Consider the following 14,788-nt stretch of genomic DNA (forward strand, 5'->3'; position numbering starts at 1 on the left):
TAGTTGTCTGTTATATAAGTGAGACGTCATGAATACTGAAAAAAATAACGAAATCGATATTGCAAAATGGCTTAGTGGAGAACTAACTCCAGAAGAGAAACATGCTTTTGAACAAACAGAGGACTACAAAGCCTATGCAAAAATCATCAATGCTACGGATAAATTACATGATCCAGCATATGATGAAGATGCCGTTTTGTCAAAAATTCAGCAAAAGATTACTGTACAACCTAAAGTTCGAAAACTGAATTCTCGTTACGTATATTCAGGAATTGCAGCTGCATTGGTATTACTTTTTGGATTGTATTTTTTCTTGAACAATACCGCAAAATCAATTACTACAGATTTTGGTCAGCAATTTGCATTTACACTTCCTGATGGTTCTGAAGTTACGTTAAATTCAAAATCAACGCTAAGTTACGATAAAGCTAATTTTAGCAATGAACGAATACTTCATTTAGATGGCGAAGCGTATTTTAAGGTTACCAAAGGCTCTTCTTTTAAAGTAATTACTGATGAAGGAATGATAGAAGTTTTAGGAACACAATTTAATGTAGATACTAACGATGATTTTTTTGAAGTTCGCTGTTATTCTGGAAAGGTAAAAGTTGTGAATGATCAAAAAGTTGAACGTATTTTAACCAAAGGGAAAGCACATCAAACGTATAAAAACGCAGTAACTGATTGGGATTTTGATGCAGCCAAAACATTGTGGATTGCTGGAACGCATACTTTTTCAAACACTCCATTTTTACAAGTGATTGATGCATTAGAAAATCAATATGAAATTACTATAGAAAACTCAGAAATATATAAAGACGAACGTTTTACAGGTCGTTTTTCAAATACAAACTTTGAATTAGCGCTTCAAACAGTTTTTGAAGCTATGAATATTACCTATACACTAAAAGATAACACCATTACGCTCTCGAAAAAGTAAATGAAAAAAACATATTTGGTATATATTTTTCTTCTATGCTTGCACGCTTTGCATTCTCAAGAACGTGACATAAATTCTAACTCTAATCTTTCTCTTAAAACCGTACTTTCTGATATTGAAAAACGTTTCAATATTAGTATTTCTTACAATGCTAAAATTGTTGAAAACAAAACTGTTTTACTTTCCAAAAACACACTTGAACTTTCTGAAATTCTTTCATTAATTACGAAACAAACAGGATTGGTTTTTAAAAAACTTTCTGGTAATACATATATCTTGAAAGTAACGAATCCTAAAAATAAACCAATCAAAAAAACACCAATTGATTTAGACAAAGTTATTATTTCCAACTATTTAACTACAGGATTTACTAAAAATACAGATGGTGCTATTGAAGCAATTCCTGAAGATTTTCAGACATTACCTGGTTTTGTAGAACCTGATGTTTTGCAAAGTGTACAGTTGATTCCTGGCATACAAAGTCCGGATGAAACTTCTACCGGATTAAATATTCGTGGTGGAACGCCCGATCAGAATTTGATACTTTGGGATGGTATTAAAATGTATCAGTACGATCATTTTTTTGGAATGATTTCTTCCTTTAATCCATACTTGATTGAGAATGTAAAAATCTATAAAAACGCAGCTTCGACACGTTACGGAAATCATTTGTCAGGTGTTATTGATATTGAATCTTCTTCTAAAATTCCAGCAAAAACTACTGTCGGATTGGGTACAAATATGATTTATGCAGATGCGTTTGTGAAGTTGCCAATTGGCGATAATGTTGCTGTAATTGCTTCGTTACGACGTTCGTATTCAGATCTTTTTGAAACGGTTACTTTTGATGAATTTTCAGAGCAAATTTTTCAAAACACAAAAATTACAGAGAATACTGGAACTTTTAGTGACGTGCTTTCACAAACGAATAATACATTTTATTTCATCGATTTTACAGCCAAAGTAATTGCGAATCTTAACAAAAATAGTACACTTACCGTCAGTTCTATTCTCTCTAAAAACGAGCTCGATTTTGAATCAAAGTTTGATGAAATTAACCAACGTACAAAAGATGATTTGTTCATTAACAATTATGGTGTTGGTGTTTCTTGGAAAAATAATTGGAGTAAAAAACTAAGTACAGAAGTGAATATGACGACTTCTCATTACGATTTTAAATATGTTGGTCAAGAATTACTGTCAAATTTGTTCGATTATGAAACGGTGAAAGAGAATGGTGTTACTGATATTGGTTTACATATACAATCGGAATATAAATTAGACAAACAACATCGTTTTATTGGTGGTTACGAACTGTCTGTTAATGAATTAGACTATACTATTGGAAGGCGCTCTGATGTAATTTTTGATCCTGATTTTTTGATTACTTCTGAAGGTTCTAAAAATACAGTACACGCTATTTTTGCAGAACATCATTTAAAATTTAAAGATTGGACTATTCAAACAGGAATTCGTGGAAACTATTCTACAACACAAAATGATTTCTTTTTTGAACCACGAATTCATGTTTCAAAGAAGTTAAACAATCAGTTTACAACTACTTTTTCTGCAGAACGACAATATCAATTTATCAGTCAGATTATAGAGTTTGAAACACAAAATTTTGGATTAGAAAATCAGGTTTGGGTTTCGGCAAATGATGCTGATATTCCTGTATTACGAAGTGAACAAGTAAGTCTTGGCGGGAATTTTCAGGAAGATAATTGGAATGTAGATGTAGAAGCGTATTTTAAAAAAATCAACAATTTAACGTCACTCACCAGAGGTTTTGATATTGATACACGTTCGCTTTCTATTGGAAAAAGCACCATTGCTGGGTTGGACGTATTGGTAAAAAAACGCTATTATAATTTTTCAAGTTTGGTGAGTTATGCTTTGACAAGAAATGAATTTCAATTTGACGATTTAAACAATACAAAAGCATTTCCTGGAAATTTTGACATTCGTCATTATTTAACTTTGATTCAATCTGCAAAGTTTGGCGATTTAGAATTGTCGCTTGGTTGGCGTTACCGAACTTCACGTCCATATACACTCGCAACTGGTTTAGAAGGAACTACTACAAACGATATTATCATTCAATATGGAGAAACAAATGGCGAACGTTTAAATCCGTATCATCGTTTGGACTTTTCGGCAACGTACGAGTTTAAGCCTTTGCGAAAGAAAGACACCAAAGTTTCTCTTGGGTTTTCTTTGTTAAACATATACAATCAGAAAAATATTTTAAACAGAAATTATCGCATCATTTTGAATAGACAAACTGCCGAATTCCAATTGCGTACTATTGATAAAATTTCCTTAGGTAGAACTCCAAACTTTATGGTTCGGTTGGAGTTTTAATACGTATTATGACTTATCCGAAAGCGCTTCAATTTCTTTGATTACATCTGCATAGTATACTTTAAAACATAGGTATCCATTGCGAATATGATAACTATCTAAGAATTTATCTTTTGCTTTTTCAAACTGAATTTTGGCTTCTTCTTGTTTTTGTAATCCTTTATAAGCTAGTCCTGCATAATAATAACTATCTGGATAATCTTCTGTGATTTTTAGTTGATTTTCAAAAGCTTTTAGCGCTTTTTCGTATTGCTTATTTTTCACATACAACATTCCTAATGTATGGTAATCTGTTAGTCCAAAATCGTCTTCGCGTTGGTAACTTTTTAGGCAATTTTCAATTGTTTGTATTCCTTTTTCATAATCGCCTAATTTTGCATACGCCATTCCTAACAAAATCCGCATGTCTTTATCGCCACCAGGACTGAGTTCGTAAATAAAAGCATTCGGAAGCTTGTAATATCGTTCTAAATCTTCAATACAACGTTTGTAATTTCTATTTTGAAAATACCAATATGCGCGATACGTTAGGTGAAATCTTGGTTCTAATTCTACTGCTTTATCAAGCAATTGTAATCCTTCTAGTATGAATCCTCTTTTAAAATATGGAACCGATTTTTCCATGTACGCCCAAGCGTAATTTGGATTGAGTTTGATGATAGAATCAAACATCATTTGTGATGCTTTGCTTCCTTGTTTTAGCTCTTTTCCTTTGTATGCAAGTTCACAGGCTTTGCGTTCGTTGCTTCCTTCAGGATATAATAAACAATTTCCTTGACCGTATGCAAAAGCCGAAAAACATAAGAGTATGATATATGTTACTTTTTTCATGATGGTAAAATGTTTCCGTTTTTAATTTTTATGATTAGGAATGTATATCCATCATGACTTTCTCCTTTATATATGGGATGATTCCAATATTCTAGATTTTTTACGTTGGTTATAATTTCTTTTTTTAAAGAAGCTATGCATGTAGTTTCCTTAAAATCTTCATCTACAATTTGCCAACGAAATCTCCCTGACTCATTTTTACAATTGACTGCAAAACGCACGAAGAAATAGCCTGTAAAAGATTCAAATTCAGGTTGTTTTTTGTAAATTTCTATCAATTCTTTTTCCATTGCAGGCGTACCACCTGTATACGAAATTCGGCCTCTATGATGCAATACATTTGTTGTATCACAAAATTTAAAATTGACATCATCTAACTTTGGATCAAAAGGTGTGTCACCAATATGTTCACTATAAACTGGTATTATTTCTTTTTCACTTTCTTTCTGTGTATTGCAACCGAAAGCAAGCAATAGTAACGTTGCTAAGTATATGTAGGTTAATTTTTTATTCATGTTGTTTGTAGTTGGGTATTTTGCATAGAATTTACGAATTTCTCATTGAAAAATCGGAATATTCCATTCGATAGAAAAAACCTGTAAAGTCAAACACTGATAATAGTTCTGAATGTGTTTTGGTAATGGTTTCTGCATTCGTTGTCATGAAGTTATAAATTTTTACGCCATCTTCTACAAATACTGATTTTAAATCGCCAAAATGTGCAATTATTGCTTCCATTTTTTTGATGTCTACTTCATATTTTTTCAGATACAATGCCAATCTGGTTTTTGCATCTTGTTGTTGTTCGTTTGTAAATATGTTCGATGTTATACAACTTTCTAAACACATCATTGCTGATACATTCATAAATAGATTATTAAAAAGTGTGTATACATTTCTTCGATCTTCCTCATCTTCTATAACTTCAGAAGCGCGTGTACGATGATCTATCTTGAACATTTCTTGTTGATTGTGAAATAGTGATGTGTGCATTATTTTACCTGTAAGCTTTCCTACCTCATTAATAAAGTATATTTCATCTTCTTTTTCTTTCCCATTAGGAATTGTAATAAATAAGCAACCATTGGCATTTATAGAAGCAAACGATCTGCTAAATCTATCTTTTAATTGATAAAATACACATTTTTTCAAACACATTTGAATCAACGAAAAATGATTAGGAATACTATTTCTCAGATGTGTTATAGCTGTTGTTAATGAAGAAATATTTTGAGTGAATAATGCTTCATTCATAATTAATTCTTCTTCCTTTATAGGATCATTCATTGAGACTATTCCTAGAATATTTCGCAGCAATGGCACTCTATACTTTACCACTTCAATTGTCGTATCTGGAATAAAATGTAATTTTTCAAACGGTGTTGCTTCTCCTTTTTTTAAATATCCAATTGTGGGTACGTATCCAATTCCTTCCGTGTTACAGATAGCATGTACGTTTAGTTGTTGCATATCCGTTAAATATCCTTGCATTAACTCAGGCAACATTCCGTCAGGAAAAACCTTTTCGGCTACTTGTGTTCTGTTAAAGTATGCCATTAATAATGGTTCTATAAAAATTTGATCGTCTTCTAAGTTCAATTTTGTCAAAATTGAAGCATCTTCTTTATAGATTAGTATTCTAATAACATCAGCAAGTTCATTCTGTTTTTTCGGAATTAGTGTTGTAAGCATAGTTCGGTTTTTACACATTAAAAAACGTTTGATAAAATAAGCAAGCAGAGATTACACATCACGATGTATGTTATAAATCTCTGCCTGACATTGTTTATTTATTAGTAAACTAAAAAGATATTTTAGTTACTTCTAGTACTTAATGGACTCGCTGGTGCAGCTGTAGCCGAATGTAAGTGACAATTGTCTGTATGGCACTCATTGAATGGCTTAGCTAAACCACCTGCGATAGTGTTTAATAAATCTTCTGATACTATTGAATCTGCTTTTTTTGCTAACTCTGCGAATGATAATTTACTCATAATTAAAATAATTTAAAGGTTGTTTTACTTACTCTATTAAGGCTTTTCAGTTTTCGCCTATTTGCGCGCACAAATGTTTTTCAGATCAACTAATTGATCTATATATGTTAAGAGTTCAAGTCTGAAAATAGCTTGAAACTAAAGTTGTATGCTTGATTAGAGAAATCATATGCATCAATGATGCTTCCCCATTTTTTATTAATTTCTTCAAACTTATTTTTGATAGAATTCACAACATCTAATCCTTTTTGGGTTAGCATGTTTTCCATTCCGTCATAATGTTTGATTACAATGTCCAGTATTTGTAAGTCGATATTACATTTTCGTTGATAGAATCCAATTCTTGCCAAAGCTTCTTTGTAATAATCTCCTTCAAAAGCATTTGCTGCAATACATTCATCTAAACAATAGAATGTGGTGTAATACGTGTATAATGCATGAATTAAGATATTGACAGTTCTATGGTCTGGACTTCCTAAAATTTCTTCTACAGATTGTGAAGCATCTATTTTATAGAACGTTGATTTTTTAAACATCAAGTTGTTCATGATTACATGTCCTGTTTGATGTGCAATGTCATCTATAAAAAATATTTCGTTGTAATCTTCTTGATATACATTAAAAAATGCTAAGCCAAGTGCATTTCCACTTGCAAACGAGTTTGAATTATTCGGATCGGTTTTAAACAAATAAATGTATTCACAACATTGATCTATAAGCTGATATTGATCCGGTACGTGTTTGCGAATCAAATCCATTGCATTGTTGAGTTGATCAATACGATCAGTATATAATTTTTCGTCCCACAATTGATCTTCTGCTGGTGTTTCTAAGATTACTTTTAAAAATGGTGTTGGACATCTTAAAATTTTCACGGACGAATCTTTTACTCTAACTGTTGGTGCAAAAGGCTTGTCTTCTCCTTTTTTGAAATATCCAATTGTTGGCACATAGGCTATTCCTTCATCATTATATAAATGATTCAATTGTAATGTTTGTTTTTCAACATGATAACCTTGCATGAATTCTTCTAACAATGCTTTTTCTTCTTCTTCCGAAAATGTTTTAATGACTTTATGTCTAAAGAATGCAAATAATAACGGACAACAGAAAGTTTCATCATTATCAAAATCTATCTTTTCTAAGATATGCGGAGCTTCCTTATAAAGTAAAATCTTTACAGTGTTTATTTTTTCATTGATATCAGAAATTATCGAATCTTTTTCTAGTAACTCCGCCATACGATTTAGTATTAGTTTTTGTTTATACTATATTACTAACTATAACCATAAAATCCTACATTTATTTCAACACTAAACGTAAGATATTTCAAATACCTATTATTTTTTAACAGAAATATTTGATTTTAAATATTTACAAAAAATACACAAAAAGCCTCAAAAGTGTTGATTTTTAAGCAAAAAACATCATTTTTTGAAGATTTTTAACAGTTTTCAAAAAGTGAATTTGTAAGAAATAATTTTTTCAATTTTATGATTTTTTTATGAAAAAGAAACAAAAAGTTAAGGATCAATCTTACTATTTAATAGTAAAAATAGTATTAATTTAGTAGTAATTGTAGTATGTTTTTGTTGCAAAAATTCTAGGGAAGTAAAAAAATAGATGAAATTTGACGTAAAGAATTACATTTCCTTACAACTTAAAAAGATATTTTTTTAAATTTATTTAAACAAAACTTAGGTATAACGATTCTATTAACGTTTTAGCTATTGATTTTTAAACTCCCTATTTTATATTAAGTATCTTTACACCTTTGCATGAAACTAAATTTTTTTCATGTGTGTATGATATGAGTTCTCCTTTAGCAAAAGATAAAAAAAGTTTCTTCGACAAACTCTTAATTCGATTCCATAAGAATGCTTCGCACAGCAATCGGATTGCGATTTTGAGTCGTTTGTTTACTCAGAAAATTCAAGAATTAGCGATACAAAAAGAGACAATTACATTACTGGATATTGGTTGTGGTGATATGAAAATCACCAAGATTTTGGCTGAACAAAATAAAAATTTACAAACGACAGGTGTTGATATTTACCCGAATACACGAAACTGGAAAAACTATGTTGCTTTTGATGGAAGAACACTTCCTTTTACCGAGAAGAGCTTTGACATTATATTGTTTAGTGACGTTTTACACCATGATTATGAAAATTTAGATCAATTGATCAAAGAAGCCAAACGCGTTTCAAATTTTATAATGATTAAAGATCATTTTGAGTATGGTTTTTTCTCTAGAACGCTTTTACAACTTGCTGATATTGTTGGAAATTATGGCTACGGTGTTTCTATTCCGAAGCGTTATTTTACTAAAAAAAGGTTTCAAGAATTAGTGAAAAAACATCAACTCACGGAAATTAAACAACAATGTCCTGTGTATTTGTACAATCATCTTCCGCTGGTAAAGTATATTTTTAAAGGAAAGTATCAGTTTACGAGTGTGATTAAAACTTAATGTTTTATATTGATTATCCAATAGTTATTTCCAAGGCTTCATTAGGAATTTCATTTTCAAATAATTTCGTTAGAATTAAGTTTGATCTTCTCACTTTTAAGCTTTCAGAATTTTTGAATTCAATAATATAATCACCAGAATATAGAATATCCAACACCATAATTCTTTTTGCTATTTTCTTAAAGTCATAAGACTGAACTCTCCACATCGTTTTTTTCGATTCTACAATCATTCCATTGTCTTCTTTCTTAAAAACCAAAGAAAAGTCATTCATTTCTACACTCCAACCACCTAATACTTTTATATTGTATATTCCCGTAGTTAGATAAATCTTTTGATTTTTTTTGTGAATATTGAATGGTCCTTTCATAAATACATTTTAAATCACCTTTAAAAAACTACATAAAAAGATTATACTTTTGACTTAATGTTTCGCTTCAAACCCAAGATACTAAAGAAGAAACTAAATAATATTATTTGCAACCCTAACATTACGGTAAAAACTGCTGGCACTATTGTCCGTAAGGTTTCTGCGGGTTTTAAATCACTAAAACTTGTAGCTTTCCAAGCTAATAACCCATCAACACTTAAGTAGATTCCTAAAGCAAAAATTAGAAATCCAGCAATAAGTCCTTTTTCTAAATTGAAATATTTGAATAGATTATCATACCGATCACTTTTGGGTAATAATCCATTTTCTACCGCAAATATTTTGGTTAATCCATAAAATGCTAAAAATTGAAATCCAACCACTACAGCACTTGCTGTATATAATAATGTATGTACATCAAAAACGATTCCTGCGAATGTAATTGGTTGTATAATTAAGATGGTTGATACTATCATTCCAATGATAATCATCAAAAATGCTGGATATAAAAATAACCAACGTGGACTGTATAATAGTAAGAAACGTAAGTGTCGCCAACCATCACGCCAGGTATTTAAATGTGGCGGACGCGAACGTCCATCGGGATATAATATTGTTGGAACTTCTGCAATGGAAAGTTTGTTTAGTTTTGATTTTACAATCATTTCAGAAGCAAATTCCATTCCTGTAGTATTCAAGTGCATTTTAGCAAACGCTTCTTTTGAGAAACCTCGTAAGCCACAATGAAAATCACCAATTTTTATATTAAAAAACAATCGTCCAATAAATGACAATACAGGATTCCCTAAGTATTTATGTAGAAAAGGCATCGCACCTTTTTTAATTCCACCTTTAAAACGATTCCCCATCACCAAATCATTTCCTTCTCTTAGTTTTTCTAGAAATGGTGTTAACGCAGCAAAGTCATAACTATCATCTGCATCTCCCATAATAATATACTTTCCTAAAGCTACATTGATACCTCCACGCAAAGCACTTCCGTATCCTTTTTCAGCTACAGAAACAACTCTAGCATTTAGCTTTTCAGCAATAGCTTGCGAACCATCTGTACTACCATTATCAGCCACAACAACTTCTCCATTCACTTGATGTTTTTTAAAGAAAGATTGTGCTTTTTTTATACATATTCCTAATGTCTCAGCCTCGTTAAGACATGGCATCACTATCGATAATTCAGGACTCATACATTTTTTTGTTAAGCGAATTTAATAAAATAAAAACTGTCAAGAAGAGAACCCAATCATTATAAAATGTAAATCGGATAATTGTGTGCATTCCAATGGATACGATGACAAGATTACTGATTAATAATGTAGAAATTAAGAGTAGTATTTTATACGTTTTTGTGTTGTGTTTTAAAACACCTATGAAACTAGAAAGTAGTACACACAAATAGAGAAATACAAATGTTGTTCCCCTAAAACCATGAAATAGATTTCCAATATACAGTTTAGTCCATTCTGAAAAATTATCCAAAATTAAAGGTGCATACATATTAGAAGTCATTTTTTCAAGCGCTATATACTTTTCATCTTCAGAAAGCGATTGATCAAAAATAGCATTCCCGTTTTTGAAAATTGGCCCCATCGTAATACTTGCAAATTCTTGTATGTATACTGACGTTTTATCACGATTAATTCTTCTTTCTAAGTGATGAATGTTTAATTTTTTTTGAGCTAAATCTTGATATGTGTTTTGGAAAAATTGCTTTTCTTTTACATCATCAAAAATGGCTTCATCCTCTGTATCAGACACATAAAAAGCAGCCGTAATAATATTCATTCCTTTCCACGGCGTACTCACAAAATGATTATGAACAACCTTATGATAAGTTCTATCTACAAGTGATGTTATGAAAGGCAAACACAATAGTAATAGAATTGACAATCTATATTGTTTCCATTGTTTTTCTTTGAGGTAAACCCAGAAAATCATCAAAAACGCAACAGGAATTAAATAGATAAATTGATAACGTGTAATGAGTAATATTCCTAAAATTGGTAATGCACAAAGAAGCTCTTTTTTATTTTTTGAAACGAAAAAAGCGATGTAATGCCCAATTACAATTAAGTATAAAGCATACGAAATTGCCTCTGAAAGCACATTGTTCCCTATACACAAACCCACAAGATATGGAAGCAGTAATACCACTGAAAAACAACAACTATAAAAATTATTTAATAGCTGAATACTTTGTGTTTTCCGAATGAAAAAGTATACCGAAAAACAACCTATTGCTGTTTGCAGAAAAAGTAATGCAGTATCAAAATTACTTCCGAAAATTGATTTGATGAGTTTTAGAAAAATGGAATACCCAGGTGTGCGATTGATCATCATATTAAGATACCCTGTAGAATCTGGAAAATATACTGCAGGTTTTCGAAGTACTACAACAAAAGTAATTAGGAATAGAATTCCCATAAAAATGTTACGTTGTATATTGCTAACCTTCACAGAGTAAATTTTGGTAAAAGTATGTATATATTTTTAGATTTCTGTGAATGCGCTTGTGAATATCATCGTTATGATTGATATGATACTTTTGACTACTTTTAAATTGTTTTTAAGAGTTGACTTAAACTTGCTATTACCAATTCAGCCATGCTTTAAAATCGCTTGTTTTTTGTCTGCTAACGATAAATTCCTGATCGCGCTCATGAAGAATAGATAATTTGACGCGATGATTGAAGTATGGATTTATTTTTTGAATTGCATTTTTGGCAACAATTTGTCCACGATTGATTTTGTAAAATTGATCCGAATCAAAGGAATTAAATAATTGATCTATGGTTTCATCAATAATGTAACGTTTCCCAGCAACTACACCAAACGTAATGCTGTCTTCCGAATATACATATAACAAATCAGTAATTTTAATTTGCACAAAACCTGTTCCTTCTTTAACCAATAAACCTGTTCGTTTTTTAGCGGTTTTTAGTTCTGTTTGTGTTTGAATACTAGTTAATAATTGTTTCAAAACTGCATTATCTATCGTTGAAGGATTGCTGGATTTTGTGAATTTACCCAATGCTTTTTGCAGATCTTCTTGCTGAATTGGTTTTAATAAGTAATCCACACTATTTACTTTAAATGCCTGAATTGCATATTGATCAAACGCTGTGGTAAAAATAATTGGCGCTTCGACCTCAACTTTTTGAAAAATTTCAAAGCTTAAACCATCTGCTAGTTGAATGTCCATAAATATCAAATTGGGCATTTCGTTCGTTTGAAACCAATCAACTGCATCTTCAACTGAGTCAATAACATCTACCAAATTGTACACAAAGGCGCATTTTGTCAACATGTTTTGCAACTGATTTGCTGCACGAAATTCATCTTCTATAATGAGTACATTCATGATTTTGTTTTTATGTCAGATGCTAGTAATAATGGTAATGAAACTGTAAATTCATTACCATCGTTTTCAATTTTCGGTAATCTATTTGAAATTAACGCATGTCGTTTTTCAATATTGATTAATCCTAGTTTTGTAGATGGCAATTGTGTTGATTTTGTTTGAATTTTGTTTTTTACAACAATAAAATCATCTTGTATTGTTACGTGAATAGTTAGCGGTTTTGATCTAGAAATGACATTGTGTTTGATTGCGTTTTCAAGTAATAACTGCAAACTCATAGGAACAATCATACGATCTAAAACGATTTCTGGAATACTCCAATTCAACTTTAAATTATCACCAAAACGTTCTGTTTGAATGTGAATATAGGCACGTGCAAACTTTAGTTCATCCCGTAAGGGAATTATATTTGCATCATCAGAATCTAAGATAAATCGGTACACATCTGATAACTTATCTACAAACTTTTTTGCATCTTCTTTTGTATTTTGATCAATAATATCGCGCAATGTATTTAAGCTATTAAAGAAAAAATGCGGTTGCGCCTGATTGCGCAATGCGTCTAATTGTGCCAACACAACAACTCTTTTAGCTTGTTCTTCTTCTCGAATAGATGTTTTTAATTGTAAGTAAAAATAAATTGCTTCATAAATTGCCATTACCATGACACTGATAATTACAATCGGTAACAACACGCGATATCTTTCTGAAAAGTAATAATTCTGATCAAATATATATCCTAAAAAAGTACCTCCTATAGCATCTATTGACGTTACTGTGATAACAATAGAAAGAAAAAGTAATAAGGCGCGTTTTCCAACATATTCAATTGCTTGATACTTTTTTCGCAACCAAATAAAATTAAAACGCATTACAAACCAATTACAAATAGAGAAAAACAAAGAAACACTCCAATTGATAATTGCTTCTCCAAAAGGGTAGCGCATAAACGAATTGGTAAACATATAATCCGTTACAAAACTGAGTACAATGATCCCGATAATGACAAACCATACATCATTGAATCCTATATATTTTAAACGTTTTTCTTTGTTTAGTAACATGATCTTTAGTTATAGTTTTAGTAAAGGGGTAATCCTTGTTTTGCTTGATAGAACATATGTGTAATCCAAGCAGCATACAATAGTCCAAAAATGATGGTTGTAATTACTTGATTTTTAGTCGTTGTTTTCCATTTTCTGGAAAGGATTAATGCGAATAACGGAATAATTTGAATACCGTGCAATCCAAAGAAATGTGCAACACGTAAATCTCCAGCAACAGTACTCCAATTTACCAACGGCAATCCGTCTCCTCCATCAGCTACGCCAACATTGTGTGCCATTTGACTAATCATTTGTCCGCCAACCCAACTTCCAACAATGACAACAACCCAACCTATAAATATTGCTACTTGAACAGGTTTTGCGACTTTCATTTTTAATCGAGCAGCGTCAAAAGCAAATAAAACCATTAACAATACATTGATTGCGATTAAAATTCCCATTGCAGCAAATAGCAATCCGTCAAATAATGAATCTTGATTATAATGTGATTGTACGCCACGTGAAGCCTGATAGAAAATAATTCCAATCTCAAGCAGAAGTGTCCATGAAATAATATTGTTTAAAATGTTTTTCTTTCGTGTTGAATACGGATATTTCGTCATTAAAAAACCTACTGTAAATATATATATAGCTCCAGAAATACAGAATTTTAAAGGTTTCACCCAAACATTTACACCCGCTAATGTTCTATCATCTATCAATAATCCGCCAATACATATAATTCCTCCAACGACATGTAACATTACAATGGTGAATAATATTGGGCTTGCATTTTTTACGGTACGAATACTATTTTTTAAGAAATTCATAGTTAGGCTTTTTTAAGTTTAATAGCTTTCATAATTATAAAAAGTAAGAAACCTATAGGTCCAAACATAAAACTACCAAACAAACATGGAATGATTAGTAAATGATGAATTTTTAAAGTTTCATTTTGATTCAGAATCCACATTCCTATCAATAAATCAAAAGCGAGATAATGCACCCAACCTGCCAATACTGCGTTCTTTTCTGTAAACAATGCCATGACAGATGTAAGGCTTCCAAAGTCCATAAAACCACCTATTTGCATTGCTTGAATGATATAAACCACATAAATAAGTGATAAAATGATTGGAATAATTTTATAATCGATAAAGAATCGAGTTACTTTCCATTTTGGTAAGAATATTAATAAAGCCCACATAAAAATAGCAAGCTTACTGACTAATGAAAAAACTTCTGATGGTGTCATAGATATTGATTTATAAAGTTCGTTAGTTTAATTGATTGGTTCAAAAGTGCATTGTTTTCCTAACTAATAGGATAATTTTCTGCTGAATTGTCGTAAATGGTAATTGAATTGTTTCTTCCTAAAAAATCATTACTAA

Annotated in this window: 15 protein-coding genes; 3 read left to right on the forward strand and 12 right to left on the reverse strand. The window is 31.0% G+C overall.

Annotated features, from left to right (window positions below; genetic code table 11):
* Positions 1-28: 28 nt before the first annotated feature.
* Both Q0828_RS17225 and Q0828_RS17230 read left to right on the forward strand, forming a co-directional pair.
* Positions 29-940, forward strand: coding sequence for a FecR family protein (locus tag Q0828_RS17225; RefSeq protein ID WP_298423937.1), 912 nt, complete (start codon positions 29-31; stop codon positions 938-940).
* On the forward strand, positions 941-3,304 hold the full coding sequence (locus Q0828_RS17230; protein ID WP_298423940.1) for a TonB-dependent receptor: 2,364 nt from the start codon (positions 941-943) through the stop codon (positions 3,302-3,304).
* Between the two features lie 6 nt (positions 3,305-3,310).
* Here Q0828_RS17230 and Q0828_RS17235 read toward each other — a convergent pair whose 3' ends face one another.
* The 5 genes from Q0828_RS17235 to Q0828_RS17255 form a co-directional block, all read right to left on the reverse strand.
* Positions 3,311-4,135, reverse strand: a complete 825-nt coding sequence (locus Q0828_RS17235) for a tetratricopeptide repeat protein (RefSeq protein ID WP_298423943.1) — start codon at positions 4,133-4,135, stop codon at positions 3,311-3,313.
* Complete coding sequence (locus Q0828_RS17240; protein WP_298423947.1) at positions 4,132-4,650, reverse strand: hypothetical protein; 519 nt, start codon at positions 4,648-4,650, stop codon at positions 4,132-4,134. The genes Q0828_RS17235 and Q0828_RS17240 overlap by 4 nt, the downstream gene beginning before the upstream one ends.
* Before the next feature lie 31 nt (positions 4,651-4,681).
* Positions 4,682-5,827, reverse strand: coding sequence for a hypothetical protein (locus Q0828_RS17245; protein WP_298423950.1), 1,146 nt, complete (start codon positions 5,825-5,827; stop codon positions 4,682-4,684).
* Positions 5,828-5,949: 122 nt separating this feature from the next.
* Positions 5,950-6,129 (reverse strand): hypothetical protein, encoded by a 180-nt coding sequence (locus Q0828_RS17250; protein ID WP_298423953.1) that lies wholly within the window; start codon positions 6,127-6,129, stop codon positions 5,950-5,952.
* A gap of 107 nt (positions 6,130-6,236) precedes the next feature.
* Positions 6,237-7,370: a hypothetical protein gene (locus tag Q0828_RS17255; RefSeq protein WP_298423956.1), complete on the reverse strand. Its 1,134-nt coding sequence runs from the start codon at positions 7,368-7,370 to the stop codon at positions 6,237-6,239.
* Positions 7,371-7,939: 569 nt separating this feature from the next.
* Here Q0828_RS17255 and Q0828_RS17260 point away from each other — a divergent pair.
* The gene (locus tag Q0828_RS17260) at positions 7,940-8,602 is read left to right on the forward strand and encodes a class I SAM-dependent methyltransferase (protein ID WP_298423960.1); all 663 of its coding nucleotides are present in this window, start codon (positions 7,940-7,942) and stop codon (positions 8,600-8,602) included.
* Between the two features lie 13 nt (positions 8,603-8,615).
* Here the strand turns inward: Q0828_RS17260 and Q0828_RS17265 are convergent, their stop codons facing one another.
* The 7 genes from Q0828_RS17265 to Q0828_RS17295 all read right to left on the reverse strand — a co-directional run bounded on the left by Q0828_RS17265 (position 8,616) and on the right by Q0828_RS17295 (position 14,652).
* Positions 8,616-8,972 (reverse strand): hypothetical protein, encoded by a 357-nt coding sequence (locus Q0828_RS17265; protein ID WP_298423963.1) that lies wholly within the window; start codon positions 8,970-8,972, stop codon positions 8,616-8,618.
* Between the two features lie 41 nt (positions 8,973-9,013).
* The gene (locus Q0828_RS17270) at positions 9,014-10,177 is read right to left on the reverse strand and encodes a glycosyltransferase family 2 protein (protein ID WP_298423966.1); all 1,164 of its coding nucleotides are present in this window, start codon (positions 10,175-10,177) and stop codon (positions 9,014-9,016) included.
* Positions 10,167-11,447 (reverse strand): hypothetical protein, encoded by a 1,281-nt coding sequence (locus Q0828_RS17275; RefSeq protein WP_298423969.1) that lies wholly within the window; start codon positions 11,445-11,447, stop codon positions 10,167-10,169. The genes Q0828_RS17270 and Q0828_RS17275 overlap by 11 nt, the downstream gene beginning before the upstream one ends.
* 133 nt (positions 11,448-11,580) lie before the next feature.
* The gene (locus Q0828_RS17280; protein WP_298423972.1) at positions 11,581-12,351 is read right to left on the reverse strand and encodes a LytTR family DNA-binding domain-containing protein; all 771 of its coding nucleotides are present in this window, start codon (positions 12,349-12,351) and stop codon (positions 11,581-11,583) included.
* Positions 12,348-13,415 carry a histidine kinase gene (locus Q0828_RS17285; protein ID WP_298423975.1) on the reverse strand — a complete coding sequence of 356 codons (1,068 nt, stop codon included), beginning with the start codon at positions 13,413-13,415 and terminating at the stop codon, positions 12,348-12,350. Before Q0828_RS17285 ends, Q0828_RS17280 begins: the two co-directional genes overlap by 4 nt.
* Before the next feature lie 17 nt (positions 13,416-13,432).
* Entirely contained in the window at positions 13,433-14,227 is a 795-nt protein-coding gene (locus Q0828_RS17290; protein ID WP_298423978.1) for a hypothetical protein, read from the reverse strand.
* Positions 14,228-14,229: 2 nt separating this feature from the next.
* Positions 14,230-14,652, reverse strand: a complete 423-nt coding sequence (locus Q0828_RS17295) for an ABA4-like family protein (RefSeq protein ID WP_298423980.1) — start codon at positions 14,650-14,652, stop codon at positions 14,230-14,232.
* Positions 14,653-14,788 lie beyond the last annotated feature (136 nt).

It is taken from the genome of uncultured Kordia sp., assembly GCF_947496985.1.
Classification (GTDB): Bacteria; Bacteroidota; Bacteroidia; order Flavobacteriales; family Flavobacteriaceae; genus Kordia.

What these genes read in the sequence shown, in the direction of transcription:
- Q0828_RS17270 (WP_298423966.1), bottom strand. Translation starts at nt 10,177, where the DNA reads ATGAGTCCTGAATTATCGATAGTGATGCCATGTCTTAACGAGGCTGAG.
- Q0828_RS17225 (WP_298423937.1), top strand. Translation starts at nt 29, where the DNA reads ATGAATACTGAAAAAAATAACGAAATCGATATTGCAAAATGGCTTAGT.
- Q0828_RS17235 (WP_298423943.1), bottom strand. Translation starts at nt 4,135, where the DNA reads ATGAAAAAAGTAACATATATCATACTCTTATGTTTTTCGGCTTTTGCA.
- Q0828_RS17290 (WP_298423978.1), bottom strand. Translation starts at nt 14,227, where the DNA reads ATGAATTTCTTAAAAAATAGTATTCGTACCGTAAAAAATGCAAGCCCA.
- Q0828_RS17255 (WP_298423956.1), bottom strand. Translation starts at nt 7,370, where the DNA reads ATGGCGGAGTTACTAGAAAAAGATTCGATAATTTCTGATATCAATGAA.
- Q0828_RS17250 (WP_298423953.1), bottom strand. Translation starts at nt 6,129, where the DNA reads ATGAGTAAATTATCATTCGCAGAGTTAGCAAAAAAAGCAGATTCAATA.
- Q0828_RS17265 (WP_298423963.1), bottom strand. Translation starts at nt 8,972, where the DNA reads ATGAAAGGACCATTCAATATTCACAAAAAAAATCAAAAGATTTATCTA.
- Q0828_RS17240 (WP_298423947.1), bottom strand. Translation starts at nt 4,650, where the DNA reads ATGAATAAAAAATTAACCTACATATACTTAGCAACGTTACTATTGCTT.
- Q0828_RS17280 (WP_298423972.1), bottom strand. Translation starts at nt 12,351, where the DNA reads ATGAATGTACTCATTATAGAAGATGAATTTCGTGCAGCAAATCAGTTG.
- Q0828_RS17245 (WP_298423950.1), bottom strand. Translation starts at nt 5,827, where the DNA reads ATGCTTACAACACTAATTCCGAAAAAACAGAATGAACTTGCTGATGTT.
- Q0828_RS17260 (WP_298423960.1), top strand. Translation starts at nt 7,940, where the DNA reads ATGAGTTCTCCTTTAGCAAAAGATAAAAAAAGTTTCTTCGACAAACTC.
- Q0828_RS17285 (WP_298423975.1), bottom strand. Translation starts at nt 13,415, where the DNA reads ATGTTACTAAACAAAGAAAAACGTTTAAAATATATAGGATTCAATGAT.
- Q0828_RS17295 (WP_298423980.1), bottom strand. Translation starts at nt 14,652, where the DNA reads ATGACACCATCAGAAGTTTTTTCATTAGTCAGTAAGCTTGCTATTTTT.
- Q0828_RS17230 (WP_298423940.1), top strand. Translation starts at nt 941, where the DNA reads ATGAAAAAAACATATTTGGTATATATTTTTCTTCTATGCTTGCACGCT.